Origin of the sequence: Variovorax sp. IB41 (assembly GCF_016405905.1) — a bacterium.
Lineage (GTDB): Bacteria > Pseudomonadota > Gammaproteobacteria > Burkholderiales > Burkholderiaceae_C > Variovorax.
On the sequence record NZ_JAEFCB010000004.1, the window covers coordinates 27,702 to 43,340 of the forward strand.

Here is a 15,639-nt window from a genome sequence, read left to right on the forward strand (position 1 = left end):
CAAAAATAGAACATCACCTGAATTAGCGATAAAGACCTAACCGTTGCGTGATTTACACGCCACCTCATCGCCGATCACCAGCCTGGTCATCGCCGATTGAGATGCATGACCCAACAAAACAGGGAGAAAATGCGTTTTCCCATCGCCAGCCGCGATGCCCACGACCAATGACCACCTCGGAACGCAACTTCGCCCGCCGCATCGACCTCACGTCACTGCAGTTGTTCGTGGCCGTGTGCGAGCTGGGCAGCATCGGGCGCGCAGCGGAGCGCGAATTCATCGCGGCGTCGGCCATCAGCAAGCGGCTGTCGGACCTGGAGGCCACGCTCGGCACCACCCTCCTCTACCGGCACGCGCGCGGCGTGGACCTCACGCCGGCCGGCGAGAGCCTCCTGCACCACGCGCGCTCGGTGCTCTACAGCCTCGAGAAGATGCAGGGCGAACTCAGCGAATACGCCGATGGCGTGCGCGGCCACGTGCGGGTGCACGCCAACATTTCGGCGATCGTGCAGTTCCTGCCCGAGGACCTGGGCGTGTTCACCCGGGCGCACGAGGCCATCAAGATCGACCTGGAAGAGCACCTGAGCAGCGAGGTGATCCGCGCGGTGCAGGAAGGCGCGGCCGACCTGGGCGTGTGCCATGTGGCCGGCGGGGCGGGCGAGCTGCAGAGCCTGTCGTACCGGCACGACCACCTCGCGCTGATCGTTCCCACGGGGCACGCGCTGGCGTCGCACGGGGCCGTCGATTTCATCGACTCGCTCGACTTCGACCACGTCGGCCTGCACACCAACAGCTCGATCTACGTCGCGATGCACGAGGCGGCGCTGGGCGCCGGGCGCAGCGTCAAGCTGCGCATCCACGTCACCGGCCTGGATGCCATGTGCCGGATGATCGAGAACGGCCTGGGCATCGGCGTGATGCCGCATCGCGCGTTCGAGCTCATGCAGAACGGCATCGGCCGCGGCCTCGTGAGCGTCACGCTCAACGACGCCTGGGCGGCGCGCGAGATCCGCCTGGTGGCGCGCGACTTCTCCACCCTGCCGGTGGCGGCGCGCACGCTGGTGAACCACCTGCACGCGGCGGCCGATTCGGCCGATCCGGCCGAAGGCACCGAACCCCTCGCGGCCCGGGCCGCATAGACAGACAATCCATTCCCCACGAAAGACAAGAGACCGACATGGCACGCACGCTCTACGACAAGATCTGGGACGAACACGTCGTCCACACCGAGGAAGACGGCACCGCGATCCTCTACATCGACCGCCACCTGGTGCACGAAGTGACCAGCCCGCAAGCATTCGAGGGCCTGCGCGAAGCGGGCCGCAAGCTCTGGCGCATCAGCTCGGTGGTGGCCACGGCCGACCACAACACGCCCACCACCGGCTGGGAACGCGGCTACGAAGGCATTGCCGACCCGACCAGCAAGGAGCAGGTCACCACGCTGGACAAGAACATCGCCGAATTCGGCGCCGCCGCGTTCTTTCCGTTCCTGAGCAAGCGCCAGGGCATCGTGCACGTGATCGGCCCCGAGTCGGGCGCGACGCTGCCGGGCATGACCGTGGTCTGCGGCGACTCGCACACCTCCACGCACGGCGCATTCGGCGCGCTCGCGCACGGCATCGGCACCAGCGAGGTCGAGCACGTCATGGCCACGCAGACGCTGCTGGGCAAGAAGGCAAAGAACATGCTGGTGAAGGTCGAGGGCAAGCTGCCTTTGGGCTGCACTGCCAAGGACATCGTGCTGGCCATCATCGGCAAGATCGGCACGGCCGGCGGCACGGGCTACACGATCGAATTCGCGGGCTCGGCGATTCGCGACCTGAGCATGGAAGGCCGCATGACGGTCTGCAACATGGCCATCGAGGCCGGCGCGCGCGCCGGGCTGGTGGCGGTCGACGAGAAGACGATCGCCTACATCAAGGGCCGCCCGCTCGCGCCGACCGGCGTGGAGTGGGAGCAGGCCGCCACCTACTGGCGCACGCTGCAGTCGGACCCCGGCGCGAGCTTCGACGCCGTGGTCGAGCTGGACGCCGCGCAGATCCCGCCGCAGGTCACCTGGGGCACCTCGCCCGAGATGGTGGTCGACATCAACGGCCGCGTGCCCGATCCCGACAAGGAAAAGGACGCCAGCAAGCGCGGCGCCATCGAGCGCGCGCTGGTCTATATGGGCCTGGAGCCGAACAAGGCGATGAACGACATCTTCATCGACAAGGTGTTCATCGGCTCATGCACCAACAGCCGCATCGAGGACATGCGCGAAGCCGCAGCCGTGGTGAAGAAGCTGGGCCAGAAAGTCGCCAAGAACGTGAAGCTCGCGATGGTCGTGCCCGGCTCGGGCGTGGTGAAGGAACAGGCCGAGCGCGAAGGCCTGGACGTGATCTTCAAGGCCGCGGGCTTCGAATGGCGCGAGCCCGGCTGCTCGATGTGCCTGGCGATGAACGCCGACCGGCTGGAGCCCGGCGAGCGCTGCGCATCGACCAGCAACCGCAACTTCGAAGGCCGCCAGGGCGCCGGTGGCCGCACGCACCTCGTGAGCCCGGCCATGGCCGCCGCTGCCGCCGTGCACGGCCACTTCGTCGACGTCCGTACGTTCGCCTGAACCCAGAGAGATCCACATGCAGAAATTCACCGTGCACAAGGGCCTCGTGGCCCCCATGGACCGCGAGAACGTCGACACCGACGCGATCATTCCGAAGCAATTCCTCAAGTCGATCAAGAAGACCGGCTTCGGCGTGAACCTGTTCGACGAATGGCGCTACCTGGACGCCGGCTTTCCGGGCCAGGACCCGGCCAGCCGCAAGCCGAACCCCGACTTCGTGCTGAACCAGCCGCGCTACGCAGGCGCCTCGGTGCTGCTGGCGCGCAAGAACTTCGGCTGCGGCTCGTCGCGCGAGCACGCGCCATGGGCGCTCGACCAATACGGCTTTCGCGCGATCATCGCGCCCAGCTATGCGGACATCTTCTTCAACAACAGCTTCAAGAACGGCCTGCTGCCGATCGTGCTGAGCGAGGCGCAAGTGGCGCAGCTGTTCGACGAGGCGCTCGCCTTCCCGGGCTATTCGCTCACCATCGACCTGGAGCGCCAGGTGGTCGTGAAGCCGGACGGCGGCGAGCTCGCGTTCGACGTGCAGGCCTTCCGCAAGTACTGCCTCATCAACGGACTGGACGACATCGGCCTCACGCTGCGCCACAAGGACAAGATCAAGGCCTTCGAGACCGAGCGCCTGGCGCAGAAGCCCTGGCTCGCGCACACGATGATCTCGTGATCGTTCGCCGCACCTCCTTCTGCATTCCTTCAGCATTCAAACCTCAGACCAACTTATGAAAATCGCAGTTCTCCCGGGTGACGGCATCGGCACCGAAATCGTGGCGGAAGCCGTCAAGGTGCTCGACGTGCTCGAGCTGAAATTCGAGATGGAGTCGGCGCTGGTCGGCGGCGCGGCCTACGAGGCGCACGGCCATCCGCTGCCCGAGTCGACGCTCAAGCTCGCCAAGGAATCGGACGCGGTGCTGTTCGGCGCGGTCGGCGACTGGAAGTACGACAAGCTCGACCGGCCGCTGCGCCCCGAGCAGGCCATCCTGGGGCTGCGCAAGAACCTGGGCCTCTTTGCGAACTTCCGCCCGGCGATCTGCTACGAGCAGCTGGTGGACGCATCGAGCCTGAAGCCCGAGCTGATTGCGGGCCTGGATATCCTCATCATTCGCGAGCTGACCGGCGACATCTACTTCGGCCAGCCGCGCGGCCGCCGCACCGCGGTGGACGGGCATTTCCCGGGCGCCGAGGAAGCCTTCGACACGATGCGCTACTCGCGCCCCGAGGTCGAGCGCATCGCCCGTGTGGCCTTCGAGGCCGCGCGCAAGCGCAGCAAGCGCGTGACCAGTGTGGACAAGGCCAACGTGCTGGAGACCTTCCAGTTCTGGAAGGACATCGTCACGGAAATCGGCAAGGAGTACCCGGACGTCGAACTCGACCACATGTACGTCGACAATGCGGCCATGCAGCTCGTGAAGGCGCCCAAGAAGTTCGACGTGGTGGTCACCGGCAACATGTTCGGCGACATCCTCTCGGACGAGGCCGCGATGCTCACCGGCTCGATCGGCATGCTGCCCTCGGCGTCGCTCAATTCGAGCAACCAGGGCCTTTACGAGCCCAGCCACGGCAGCGCGCCCGACATTGCCGGCAAAGGGGTTGCCAATCCTTTGGCTACAATCCTGTCCGCTGCCATGATGCTCCGCTTTTCACTCAACCAACCCGAAGCTGCCGACCGTATCGAGTCGGCGGTCAAGGACGTGCTGGCCTCCGGGCTGCGCACGGGTGACATCTGGTCAGAAGGCACGAAGCGTGTCGGCACCCGCGAAATGGGCGACGCGGTCGTTGCAGCAATCACCAAAAAGACGATTACCGGCTAACCGCAGCCCGCTTCGTCACGCCCCTCCCCGGCTCGACGAGTCGGGGGCAAAAAAGACAACTTTTTCTTTTTTCATAAGGGCAAACTGAAATGGCGAACGCATCTCAACCTCTGGTCGGCCTCGTAGGCTGGCGCGGCATGGTCGGCTCGGTCCTGATGGACCGCATGCAGGCCGAAGGCGACTTCGGGCTCATCGAGCCGGTCTTCTTCTCGACTTCCAACGCCGGCGGCAAGGCCCCGGCGATGGCCAGGAACGAGACCGCGCTGAAGGATGCGAACGACATCGACGCCCTGAAGAAGTGCGACATCGTCATCACCTGCCAGGGCGGCGACTACACCAGCGAAGTCTTCCCCAAGCTGCGCGCCGCCGGCTGGACCGGCCACTGGATCGACGCCGCCTCCACCCTGCGCATGCAGGACGACGCGGTCATCGTGCTGGACCCGGTCAATCTCCCTGTGATCCAGAACGCCCTCACCAATGGCGGCAAGAACTGGATCGGCGGCAACTGCACCGTTAGCTGCATGCTCATGGGCGTAGGCGCGCTCTACAAGGCCGGCCTGGTCGAGTGGATGACCAGCATGACCTACCAGGCGGCCTCGGGCGGCGGCGCGCAGCACATGCGCGAACTGCTGACCCAGTTTGGCACCCTGAACACCGAAGTGCGCGCCCTGCTGGACGACCCCAAGTCGGCCATTCTCGAGATCGACCGCAAGGTGCTGCACAAGCAGCAGAACCTGAGCGCGGCTGAAACCGCCAACTTCGGCGCCCCGCTCGGCGGCTCGCTGATCCCCTGGATCGACAAGGACCTGGGCGACGGCATGTCCAAGGAAGAGTGGAAGGCCGGCGCCGAGACCAACAAGATCCTCGGCCAGGGCGCGGGCTTCGGCACCGCCGCCGTGCCGGTCGACGGTTTCTGCGTGCGCATCGGCGCCATGCGCTGCCACAGCCAGGCGCTGACCTTCAAGCTCAAGAAGGACGTGCCCGTGGCCGACATCGAAGCGATGATCGCCGCGGACAACCCCTGGGCCAGCGTGGTGCCGAACACCCGCGAAGCCACGCTGAAGGACCTGACGCCGGTGGCGGTGACAGGCACCATGAACATCCCGGTTGGCCGCATCCGCAAGCTGGCGATGGGCCCCGAATACGTCGGCGCCTTCACCATCGGCGACCAGCTGCTGTGGGGTGCCGCGGAGCCGCTGCGCCGCATGTTGCGCATCCTGCTCGAGGCCTGATGCGGGCTGCTCAGGCCCTTGAATCCCGGATTGTTGCAGTTTGGCAACGAAAAGTGTGTTCGTAAGTATGCGCGCACTGGGTAGAACAGGCGCATTGCCTTGTCAGTCCGGGGTGATGATGCTAACGTCCTCTTACAAATTCTGGGCCTGAGCCGCCCCTATCAGCATGACAAGACATCTGTTGCCCGCGGCCCGCCCATCGGCCGATCGCCCCTCCCCGTCCTCCAGCGGTTGGCGCCTCTCCATCCTGGGTGCGGCAGCCGCCGTGGCCTTGGGGATGGCCAGCACCGACGCCAGCGCCTTCACGCTGGGACAGTTGAAGGTGCAATCGGCGCTGGGCGAACCGCTGCGCGCCGAGATCGACGTGACCGAGATCGCCGCTGCCGAAGCGGACGGCCTGAAGATCAACATCGCCACCGCCGAAGCTTTCAAGAACGCGGGCATTCCGTACAACTCGGCGCTGAGCGACGTCAAGGCGACGCTGCAACGCCGAGCGGGCGGCCAGTACGTGGTGCGCCTGAACGGCAGCCGCCCGCTGAGCGACCCGTTCATCGACCTGCTGCTCGAAGCCAACGGCTCCTCGGGCCGCATCGTGCGCGACTACACCGTGCTGCTCGATCCGCCGGTCACGCGCCAAGTTCAGGCGGCCTCCAGCACGCCGATCGCCCCCGTGGCACCCCAGATCAGCACCCCAGTCGAGCGCCCTGCCGTCGCTGCAGCCCGCGCACGCCGTGAACGGGCTGCAGCCGCAGCGTCCGCAGCGCCGCCGGTCGCCGCCGCGCCGACTCCAGCAGCGCCCGCTGCCGCGCCCGCAGCAGCAGCAGCCGCCGCACCGACCGCCCCCCGCGCCAGCGGTGGCGGCGAGCAGGTCACCGTGCAGCGCGGCGATACGGCCAGCAAGATTGCCGGCGCCTACAAGCCGGCCGACGTGTCGCTCGACCAGATGCTGGTCGCCCTGCTGCTGGCCAATCCCGATGCATTCATTGGCGGCAACATCAACCGCATGAAGGCCGGCGCGGTGCTCGACCTGCCCGGCTCCACCGAGGCGAATGCCGTTCCCGCCGCGGAAGCGCGCCGCACGGTCACCGCGCAAAGCCGCGACTTCGGCAGCTACCGCCAGCGCCTGGCCGAGAACGCGCCGACGTCGAACGTCGCCGCCGCCAGCCGCAAGGCCTCGGGCAAGCTGCAGGCCAACGTCGAAGACCGCAACGCGGCCGCCAGCGCCCCCAACAAGCTCACGATCTCGCAAGGCAGCGCCTCCACCCGCGCCGCCGACGAAAAGCTCGCGCAGGCCCGCCAGGCGCAGGAGAACAGCAGCCGCGTGGCGGAGCTGTCCAAGAACATCAACGATCTGAACAAGATCAAGTCCGGCGCCGGATCGTCGGCACCTGCAGCAGCACCGGCGCCCGCGGCACCGGGCATCCCGGTTCCCACGCCCTCCACCAGCGCCACGACGACACCGCCAGCGGCCGCCGCTCCGGCGCCAGTGGCAGCAGCGCCTGTTCCGGCACCTGCTCCCGCTGCGGCAGCTGCCGCGCCGGCCGCACCGACGCCGGAAGCGACAGCCGCTCCCGCCGCCGCCGAACCCTCCGTCGCGCCTTCGGCAACGGAGACGGCTGCCGTCCCCGCGGCAGCAGCCAGCGCCGCGGTCGCAGCACCGGCACCGGCTCCCGCACCGAAACCCGTGGTGAAGGCCGCTCCGCCTCCTCCCCCGGAACGCAGCTTCTTCGAAGAACTGCTCGACAACCCGCTGATGCTTGCCGGCGCCGCGCTGATCGCGCTTCTGGTCGGCTTCCTGCTGTACCGCGTGCTGGGTCGCCGACGCGAGGAAATGAGCGAAAGCGTGTTCCTCGAGAGCCGCATTCCGAAGGACTCGTTCTTCGGCGCCAGCGGCGGCGAATCGGTCGACACCAAGCACCGCGGCGATTCCACCGTGTCGTCGCTGTCGTACTCGCCGAGCCAACTCGACGCGGGCGATGTGGACCCCGTCGCCGAAGCCGACGTCTACCTGGCCTACGGCCGCGACCTGCAGGCCGAGGAAATCCTGCGCGAAGCGCTCCGCCTGAACCCGGACCGCACCGCCATCCACCTGAAGCTGCTCGAGATCCACGCCAAGCGCCGCGACGTGCGGGCCTACGAAGGCCTGGCCACCGAAGTGCACAAGCTGACCGGCGGCGCGGGTTCCGACTGGAACCGCGTGGTCGACATGGGCAAGGACCTCGACCCGGGCAACCCGCTCTACGAATCGGGCGCCCCCCGCAGCGCGAGCCAGGCTGAAACGGCCGCCTTCGCAGGCGCACTGGCATCCGCCGCCAAGCCGCCGGTCGCCGCAGTGCCGACGCCCGTCGCACCGCCCCCGATCGCCTCGGCCCCGCCGCCGGCCTTCGTGCCCTCGGTGGCACCGCTGGATTTCGACCTGGACCTGAGCCAACCGGTGCCGCTGGCACCGGCACCCAGCCACGCGCCGGTCGGCGCCAGCCTGCCCAAGTCGGCTTATGCCCCCACGCCGACGACGGCACGCCCCGCGGCGCCGCTGTCCAATGGCCACGCGGCCACGCCCGTCGACCTCGAAAACGATTTCGACACAGCCCCCGGCGCCCTGACCCCCAACACCGTGCCGTCGAGCCTGAGCGATGCGGATCACAACACGCGTCCGGCCATGCTGCGCAATGCGCTGCCGGCCGACTCGGGCTTCATCGAGTTCGACATGAGCGCACTGGCAGGCCTGCCGGCCCGCGGTGGTGCGTCCGAACCGGCGCGTGCTGCGAGCTCGCTGGACGACGAAGGCGAAGACAGCCCCCACGCCGTCAAGCTCTCGCTGGCCCGTGAGCTGCAAGCCATCGGCGACGTCGAAGGTGCCCGTTCGCTGGTCGAGGAAGTCGAAGCCGAAAGCGCCGGCGACCTCAAGACGCAAGCCAAGCAACTGCTCGCGGAACTGCGCTGAGCCCTTGCTGTTTCCGTTCCTGAATTCGTGAGGCTGGCGCTCGGCATCCGCTACAACGGCCAGGCGTACGAGGGCTGGCAGAGCCAGCGCTCGGGCCGCACGGTGCAGGACAAGCTCGAGGCGGCCCTCGCGAAGTTCGCCGCTGACCCGTCCGGGCGCATCGGCACGCTGTGCGCCGGCCGCACCGATGCCGGCGTGCACGCGCTGATGCAGGTGGTGCACTTCGACACCGAGGTCGAGCGCGAACCCTTCTCCTGGATGCGCGGCACCAACCGCTTCCTGCCCGACGACATCGCGGTGCAGTGGGCCCAGCCGGTGCCCGACGAATTCCATTGCCGCGCCAGTGCCCTCGCGCGCCGCTACCTCTACGTGCTCTCGCAATCACCGGTACGGCCAAGCCTGGATTCGGGCCGGGTCGGCTGGTCGATGCATCCGCTGGATGGCGACGCGATGCGCAAAGCCGCCGCCCTGCTTATCGGCACGCACGACTTCAGCTCGTTCCGCGCCTCGGCCTGCCAGGCCAAGTCGCCCGTGAAGAACCTGCGCCGCATCGAGATCACGCGGGTCGGCGACGGCGAGCGCTGCCGCTGGCATTTCGAGTTCGAGGCCGACGCCTTCCTGCACCACATGATCCGCAACCTGATGGGCTGCCTCGTGCGGATCGGCCGCGGCGACGAGCGCCCCGAATGGATCGACGAGGTGCTCCAGGCGCGCAGTCGCAAGGTCGCGGCACCCACTTTCTCCGCGGATGGCCTGTACTTTCTCGGCCCGTTGTACGACGCCAAGTGGGGTCTGCCGGACGAAGCCACGCTGCAGGCCGGCGGCGCTCCTTATGATGGCCCGCCATGACGCCATCGCCTCCCCGCACCCGCACCCGCATCAAGATCTGTGGCCTCACGCGCGAGGCCGATGTGGATGCCGCGGTCGAAGCCGGTGCGGACGCGGTCGGCTTCGTGCTCTACGCCAAAAGCCCTCGTGCCATCACGGCCGAACGCGCCGCTGAACTTGCCTCGCGGCTGCCCCCGTTCATCACGCCGGTGCTGTTGTTCGTGAACGAGGATGCTCCCAAAGTCATAGCATCCCTTGCCCATGTGAAGGGCGCCATCGCGCAGTTCCACGGTGAAGAGACGTCCGAACAGTGCGAGGAAGCCACCGGCCCGGGCCGCTTCCGCTACATGCGCGCCGCCCGGATTCCGCTGGGGGCTGCCGGCGCCGGCTTCGACCTCGTAAAATACGCGTCCGATTACTCCCACGCCCAGGCCATCCTGCTCGACGCCCATGTCGAAGGTTATGGCGGTGGCGGCAAGGCTTTCGATTGGTCACTTCTTCCACCCGCCGTCGACGCTCACCTCGTCTTGAGTGGTGGGCTCACACCTGCAAACGTGAGCGATGGCATTCGCATCCTGCGGACACGCTGCAAGACGCTGTCCGTTGATGTGAGCTCGGGCGTCGAAATCGACAGTCCCGGGAACAAGGGCCTGAAGGACGCCGGAAAGATCCGGCAATTCGTCGCCGCCGTCAGGGCGGCAGACGCCTCGTCCTTCTCCAGTTAGCCGCCGCACCCGATCGTCATTCGGGCTGCGGCCCAACGATCGAGAACCATGCAAAGCCATTTCCAGGATTACCAGCAACCCGACGCCACCGGCCACTTCGGCAACTACGGCGGCACCTTCGCGAGCGAAACACTCACCCACGCGATCAACGAGCTGCGCGACGCGTATGCGAAGTTCAAGGACGATCCGGCCTTCCTCGCCGAATTCCACTACGAGCTCAAGCACTTCGTGGGCCGGCCCTCGCCGATCTACCACGCCGCGCGCACCAGCCGCGAGATGGGCGGCGCGCAGATCTACCTCAAGCGCGAGGACTTGAACCACACCGGCGCCCACAAGATCAACAACGTGATCGGCCAGGCGATGCTCGCGCGCCGCATGGGCAAGCCCCGCGTGATCGCCGAGACCGGCGCCGGCCAGCACGGCGTGGCCACCGCCACCATCTGCGCGCGCTACGGCCTCGAATGCGTGGTCTACATGGGCAGCCAGGACGTGAAGCGCCAGAGCCCCAACGTCTACCGCATGAACCTGCTGGGCGCGACCGTGGTGCCGGTCGAATCTGGCAGCAAGACGCTGAAGGACGCGCTCAACGAGGCGATGCGCGACTGGGTCACCAACGTGGAAAACACCTTCTACATCATCGGCACCGTGGCCGGCCCGCACCCCTATCCGACGATGGTGCGCGACTTCCAGAGCGTGATCGGCACCGAATGCATCGATCAGATGCCCGCCATGCTCGCGGCCGACGGCATCACGGGCGAAGCCGAGGGCCGGCAGCCCGACGTGGTGGTCGCCTGCGTGGGCGGCGGCAGCAACGCGATCGGCATCTTCCACCCCTACATTCCGTTCGCGGGCACCCGGCTCATCGGCGTGGAAGCGGCGGGCGAAGGCCTGGACAGCGGCAAGCACGCCGCCTCGATCCTGCGCGGCAGCCCGGGCGTCCTGCACGGCAACCGCACCTACCTGCTGCAGAACGAAGACGGCCAGATCACCGAGACGCACAGCATCAGCGCCGGCCTCGACTACCCGGGCGTGGGCCCCGAGCACGCGTACCTGGCCGACATCGGCCGCGCCGAATACGTCGGCATCACCGACATGGAAGCGCTCGAAGCCTTCCACTATTTGTGCCGAACGGAGGGCATCATTCCCGCGCTCGAATCCAGCCACGCCGTGGCCTACGCGCTGAAGCTCGCGAAAACCATGCGCCCCGACCAGTCGATCCTGGTGAACCTCTCGGGCCGCGGCGACAAGGACATCGGCACCGTGGCGGACCTCTCGGGCGTCGATTTCTACGACCGCCCCTCGATGCGCGGCCTGAGCGTGAAGGGAGGCAAGTGATGAGCCGCATTGCCGCAACCTTCAAGGCGCTTCAATCGCAGGGCCGCAAGGCGCTGATCCCCTACGTCACCGCCGGCTTCCCCTTCGCCGACATCACGCCCGAGCTGATGCACGGCATGGTCGAGGCGGGCGCCGACGTGATCGAGCTGGGCGTGCCCTTCTCCGACCCGATGGCCGACGGCCCCGTGATCCAGAAGGCCGGCGAAGCCGCGCTGGCGCTGGGCGTCGGCATGAAGCAGGTGCTCGCCATCGTGGCCGCGTTCCGCCAGAAGGACGCGACCACGCCAGTCGTCCTGATGGGCTATGCGAACCCGGTCGAGCGCTACGACCTCGTGCATGGCAAGCAGGCCTTCATCCGCGATGCGTCGGCCGCCGGCGTCGACGGCCTGCTGGTGGTCGACTACCCGCCCGAGGAATGCGAGGCCTTCGCCGCGGACCTGAAGGCCGCGAACATCGACCTGATCTTCCTCCTGGCGCCCACGAGCACCGACGAGCGCATGGCGCAGGTCGCGCGCATCGCGAGCGGCTACGTCTACTACGTGTCGCTCAAGGGCGTGACGGGCGCGGGCCACCTGGACACCGAGGCGGTCGGCCAGATGATTCCGCGCATCCGCCAGCATGTGAGCATCCCGGTCGGCGTCGGCTTCGGCATCCGCGACGCACGCACCGCGCAGGCGGTCGGCTCGGCGGCTGACGCCGTCGTGATCGGCACCAAGATCATCCAGCTGATCGACGGGCAACCGCGCGAGAAGGTGGTGCCCGCGGTGCGCGAATTCCTCGTCGGCATCCGCGAAGCGCTGGACGCCCTGCCGGCGGCTACCCCCAAGAATGCGGCTGGCCGATAATCTCGGTTGCCCTCACCCCAGCCCCTCTCCCCCAAAGGAGAGGGGAGCTAATTCCGGAGTCCTATGAGCTGGCTTGAAAAACTGCTACCCGCCAAGATCGCACAAACCGACCCTGCCGAGCGCCGCCAGGTGCCCGAGGGCCTGTGGATCAAATGCCCGGCCTGCGAAACGGTGCTCTACAAGACCGACCTGGAGCACAACCAGAACGTCTGCCCGAGCTGCAGCCACCACCACCGCATCGGCGCCCGCGCACGGCTCGATGCTTTCCTCGACGCCGAAGGCCGCTACGAAGTCGGCCAGGAAGTGCTCCCGGTCGACGCCCTGAAGTTCAAGGACAGCCGCAAGTACCCCGAGCGGCTCAAGGAAGCGCTGGAGAACACCGGCGAGACCGACGCCCTGGTCGTCATCGGTGGTTCGGTCCACAGCATCAACGTGGTCGTGGCCTGCTTTGAGTTCGAATTCATGGGCGGCAGCATGGGCAGCGTGGTCGGAGAGCGCTTCGTGCGCGGCGTCGAAACCGCCATCGAACAGAAGGTGCCGTTCATCTGCTTCACTGCCACCGGCGGCGCGCGCATGCAGGAGGGCCTGCTCTCGCTCATGCAGATGGCCAAGACCAACGCCGCGCTCACGCGCCTGGCGAAGAAGGGCCTGCCCTACATCAGCGTGCTGACCGACCCGACCATGGGCGGCGTGAGCGCCGGCTTCGCCTTCGTGGGCGACGTGGTCATCGCCGAACCCAAGGCGCTGATCGGTTTTGCCGGCCCGCGCGTGATCGAATCGACCGTGCGCGTGACGCTGCCCGAAGGCTTCCAGCGTGCGGAGTTCCTGCAGACCAAGGGCGCGATCGACTTCATCAGCGATCGGCGCGAGCTGCGCAAGACGATTGCGAGCACGCTTGCGATGCTGCTGCGCCAGCCGGCTGATGCGGTGAGCTGAACGCGCACGAAACGCGACCGACCAAAGCAAAAGGGCCCGGGTGCAATGCGCCCGGGCCTTTTTTGTTTGTTTGCGCGATTCAGAAAGTCAGTTGGTAGGCAAACACCAGCAGATTGCTCAGCACGATCGCTATCACCTGCAGCACCACGATCGCGGCGAGGGGCGACAGGTCCACGCCGCCGACCAGCGGAATGAAGCGGCGAAATGGCCGCACCAGCGGTTCGGCAAGCCGGGAGATGAGGTCCAGCAGCATCGGCGACGCGCCCGGCACCCAAGACAGCACGGCGTAGACCACCAGCAACGCGGTCAGTCCCGAGATCGCGAGCTGCAGCAATCCCACCAGCGACACCAGCGGCAAGGTGGCGATGCGCCCCAGGTTGCCGATCAACAGCCACAGCAGCAGGAACTTCAACATCACCAGCAACCAGGCTGCGATCAGGCTCGCCAAGTCCCAGCGCTTGACCGAAGGCACGATGCGCCGCAGCGGCAACACGATCCAGTCGGTGATCGCGAACACGAAGCGCCCGAGCGGGTTGCCGAACGGCACGCGGTGGTACTGCATGTAGAGGCGCAGCAGGCAGGCGCCGCCGAGCAGGCCGACGATCACGTCGAGGAGGAACGAAGGTATCTGGTACAACATGTCGGTTGGAAGAAGGGTGCGAGGGTGCGGTTGCACGACTGCACCGATTCTGGCCCACAAGCGCCCCGACGACATCCACACCGCCCTACGGAACACCATGCCTTTGCTGAGCGTCGTCCTGCCCACCTACAACAGCGGCGAACTCGTCGTCGAAACCGTCGAGTCGCTGCTGGCGCAGACCTTCACGGACTTCGAACTGCTCGTCATGGACGATGCGAGTTCGGACGGCACCTGGGAGCGCCTGGCCGGCTTCGACGATCCGCGCATCCGCCGGCATCGCAATGCGTTCAATGTCGGCCTGCCCACCAACATGAACATCGCCATGGCGATGGCGCAAGGTAAATACCTCGCGCGCGTCGATCACGACGATTGCGCCATGCCCGAGCGCTTCGCGTTGCAGGTCGGGTTCCTGGAGGATCACCCCGACATCACCATCGTCGGCAGCCAGCTCGAACACTTCCACGACGAGTCCGGTATCACCGGCCTGCCGCTGGACGACGCGACCATCAAGGCACGCATGGTCCTGGGTGCCGACTACCTCGCGAACCAGAGCACGCTGGGCCGCCTGGACTTCTATCGCACGCACGCCCTGCGCTTCGACCCGAACCTCTACGTGGTCGACGACCTGGGATTCTGGATGGACTGCATGCTCCACGGCGCACGCTTCGCCAACCTGCCCGAGCCGCTGACGCGCTACCGCATCCACCAGAACATGACCTCGCGCACCTTGCGCCTGGACCGGCTCTATGCCTCCAAGGACCGCATCTACCGCCGCTTCCTGCCGCTGATGTTTCCTCGCCTGAGCGGTCGTGAATGCGAGCATTTGCTGACCCTGTACCGCTTTTCCGAGCACATTCCACAGACGCTGGCGCACATGGTGAACCTCCACCGCGCGGCCCACAGCGCGTTGTCCGAGATCGACACCCGCTGGGGCCAGAGCGCAGCGGTCTGCCGCGAATCGATCGTGAGCTTGCTGAACCGCACGCGCCAGGGCTTCGAGGCACGCGGGATACTGCGCGCCGAACACGCAGCCGTGCTCGACCTGATCTTTCAATCCAACTGACTCCAGCCTTCCGGCGCAGTCGTTTTCAACGTGCAAATTCCTCTCTTTCCTTTGGGCACGGTCCTGTTCCCCGGGGGCCTTCTTCCACTGCGCATCTTCGAAGTACGTTATCTCGACATGATCGGCAAATGCCGCAAGGCCGATGCGCCGTTCGGCGTGGTCAGCCTCACGAGCGGCAGCGAGGTGCGCAAGGCCGGCGCCGATGCGGAAAGCTTCGCCGCCATCGGCACCCTGGCCGTCATCCGCGAATTCGAATCGCCGCAGAGCGGCCTGCTCCAGATCGAGTGCGTCGGCACGCAGCGATTTCGCGTTCGCACCACTGAACTGCAGAAGCACGGCCTGTGGGTCGCCGAGGTGGAGGCGGTGATCGAAGACGTCGCGCTCGAAATCCCCGACGACCTCCAGCACACGGCCACTGCACTGCGGCGCCTGGTCGATACGCTCGAAGAACGCCGCAGCGCGCAACGCGCACAAGGTGGGCCAGGCGCGCAGACCGCACGGCTGCCCATCGGCGAGCCCTACCGCTTCAACGATTGCGGCTGGGTGGCCAACCGATGGTGCGAGCTGGTGCCGATGCAGCTCGAACTGCGGCAACGGCTGATGGAACTCGACAGCCCGCTGATGCGGCTCGAACTGGTGAGCGATCTGCTGGCACGTACGGGCATCACTGAATAGTTCGCT

The 15,639-nt window shown here is 66.9% G+C and carries 14 protein-coding genes; 13 read left to right on the forward strand and 1 reads right to left on the reverse strand.

All coding sequences use genetic code 11. The features are described 5' to 3' along the window. Nucleotides 1-167: 167 nt before the first annotated feature. The 11 genes from JC881_RS10440 to accD all read left to right on the forward strand — a co-directional run bounded on the left by JC881_RS10440 (nucleotide 168) and on the right by accD (nucleotide 13,255). The gene (locus JC881_RS10440) at nucleotides 168-1,139 is read left to right on the forward strand and encodes a LysR substrate-binding domain-containing protein (RefSeq protein WP_198785653.1); all 972 of its coding nucleotides are present in this window, start codon (nucleotides 168-170) and stop codon (nucleotides 1,137-1,139) included. Between the two features lie 38 nt (nucleotides 1,140-1,177). Then, on the forward strand, nucleotides 1,178-2,599 hold the full coding sequence (gene leuC, locus JC881_RS10445; protein WP_198785654.1) for a 3-isopropylmalate dehydratase large subunit: 1,422 nt from the start codon (nucleotides 1,178-1,180) through the stop codon (nucleotides 2,597-2,599). A 16-nt stretch (nucleotides 2,600-2,615) separates the two neighbouring features. Then, complete coding sequence (gene leuD, locus JC881_RS10450; protein WP_198785655.1) at nucleotides 2,616-3,266, forward strand: 3-isopropylmalate dehydratase small subunit; 651 nt, start codon at nucleotides 2,616-2,618, stop codon at nucleotides 3,264-3,266. Between the two features lie 55 nt (nucleotides 3,267-3,321). Further along, nucleotides 3,322-4,410, forward strand: coding sequence for a 3-isopropylmalate dehydrogenase (gene leuB, locus JC881_RS10455; protein ID WP_198785656.1), 1,089 nt, complete (start codon nucleotides 3,322-3,324; stop codon nucleotides 4,408-4,410). Between the two features lie 89 nt (nucleotides 4,411-4,499). Beyond that, complete coding sequence (asd, locus tag JC881_RS10460) at nucleotides 4,500-5,642, forward strand: aspartate-semialdehyde dehydrogenase (protein ID WP_198785657.1); 1,143 nt, start codon at nucleotides 4,500-4,502, stop codon at nucleotides 5,640-5,642. A 277-nt stretch (nucleotides 5,643-5,919) separates the two neighbouring features. Further along, nucleotides 5,920-8,586 carry a FimV/HubP family polar landmark protein gene (locus JC881_RS10465; RefSeq protein ID WP_443083340.1) on the forward strand — a complete coding sequence of 889 codons (2,667 nt, stop codon included), beginning with the start codon at nucleotides 5,920-5,922 and terminating at the stop codon, nucleotides 8,584-8,586. Nucleotides 8,587-8,613: 27 nt separating this feature from the next. Further along, nucleotides 8,614-9,435: a tRNA pseudouridine(38-40) synthase TruA gene (truA, locus tag JC881_RS10470; protein WP_198785659.1), complete on the forward strand. Its 822-nt coding sequence runs from the start codon at nucleotides 8,614-8,616 to the stop codon at nucleotides 9,433-9,435. Continuing rightward, complete coding sequence (locus JC881_RS10475) at nucleotides 9,432-10,139, forward strand: phosphoribosylanthranilate isomerase (protein ID WP_198785660.1); 708 nt, start codon at nucleotides 9,432-9,434, stop codon at nucleotides 10,137-10,139. The genes truA and JC881_RS10475 overlap by 4 nt, the downstream gene beginning before the upstream one ends. A 48-nt stretch (nucleotides 10,140-10,187) precedes the next feature. Beyond that, nucleotides 10,188-11,474 (forward strand): tryptophan synthase subunit beta, encoded by a 1,287-nt coding sequence (trpB, locus tag JC881_RS10480; protein ID WP_198785661.1) that lies wholly within the window; start codon nucleotides 10,188-10,190, stop codon nucleotides 11,472-11,474. After that, complete coding sequence (gene trpA / locus JC881_RS10485) at nucleotides 11,474-12,319, forward strand: tryptophan synthase subunit alpha (protein WP_198785662.1); 846 nt, start codon at nucleotides 11,474-11,476, stop codon at nucleotides 12,317-12,319. The genes trpB and trpA overlap by 1 nt, the downstream gene beginning before the upstream one ends. 63 nt (nucleotides 12,320-12,382) lie before the next feature. Beyond that, nucleotides 12,383-13,255, forward strand: coding sequence for an acetyl-CoA carboxylase, carboxyltransferase subunit beta (gene accD / locus JC881_RS10490; protein WP_013540010.1), 873 nt, complete (start codon nucleotides 12,383-12,385; stop codon nucleotides 13,253-13,255). Between the two features lie 79 nt (nucleotides 13,256-13,334). On the opposite strand, the gene JC881_RS10495 is transcribed toward accD, so the two are convergent. Then, on the reverse strand, nucleotides 13,335-13,895 hold the full coding sequence (locus JC881_RS10495) for a YggT family protein (RefSeq protein ID WP_198785663.1): 561 nt from the start codon (nucleotides 13,893-13,895) through the stop codon (nucleotides 13,335-13,337). A 97-nt stretch (nucleotides 13,896-13,992) separates the two neighbouring features. On the opposite strand from JC881_RS10495, the gene JC881_RS10500 reads away from it, so the two are divergent. Continuing rightward, the gene (locus JC881_RS10500; RefSeq protein ID WP_198785664.1) at nucleotides 13,993-14,958 is read left to right on the forward strand and encodes a glycosyltransferase family 2 protein; all 966 of its coding nucleotides are present in this window, start codon (nucleotides 13,993-13,995) and stop codon (nucleotides 14,956-14,958) included. 30 nt (nucleotides 14,959-14,988) lie between these two features. Further along, on the forward strand, nucleotides 14,989-15,633 hold the full coding sequence (locus JC881_RS10505; protein WP_198785665.1) for an LON peptidase substrate-binding domain-containing protein: 645 nt from the start codon (nucleotides 14,989-14,991) through the stop codon (nucleotides 15,631-15,633). Nucleotides 15,634-15,639 lie beyond the last annotated feature (6 nt).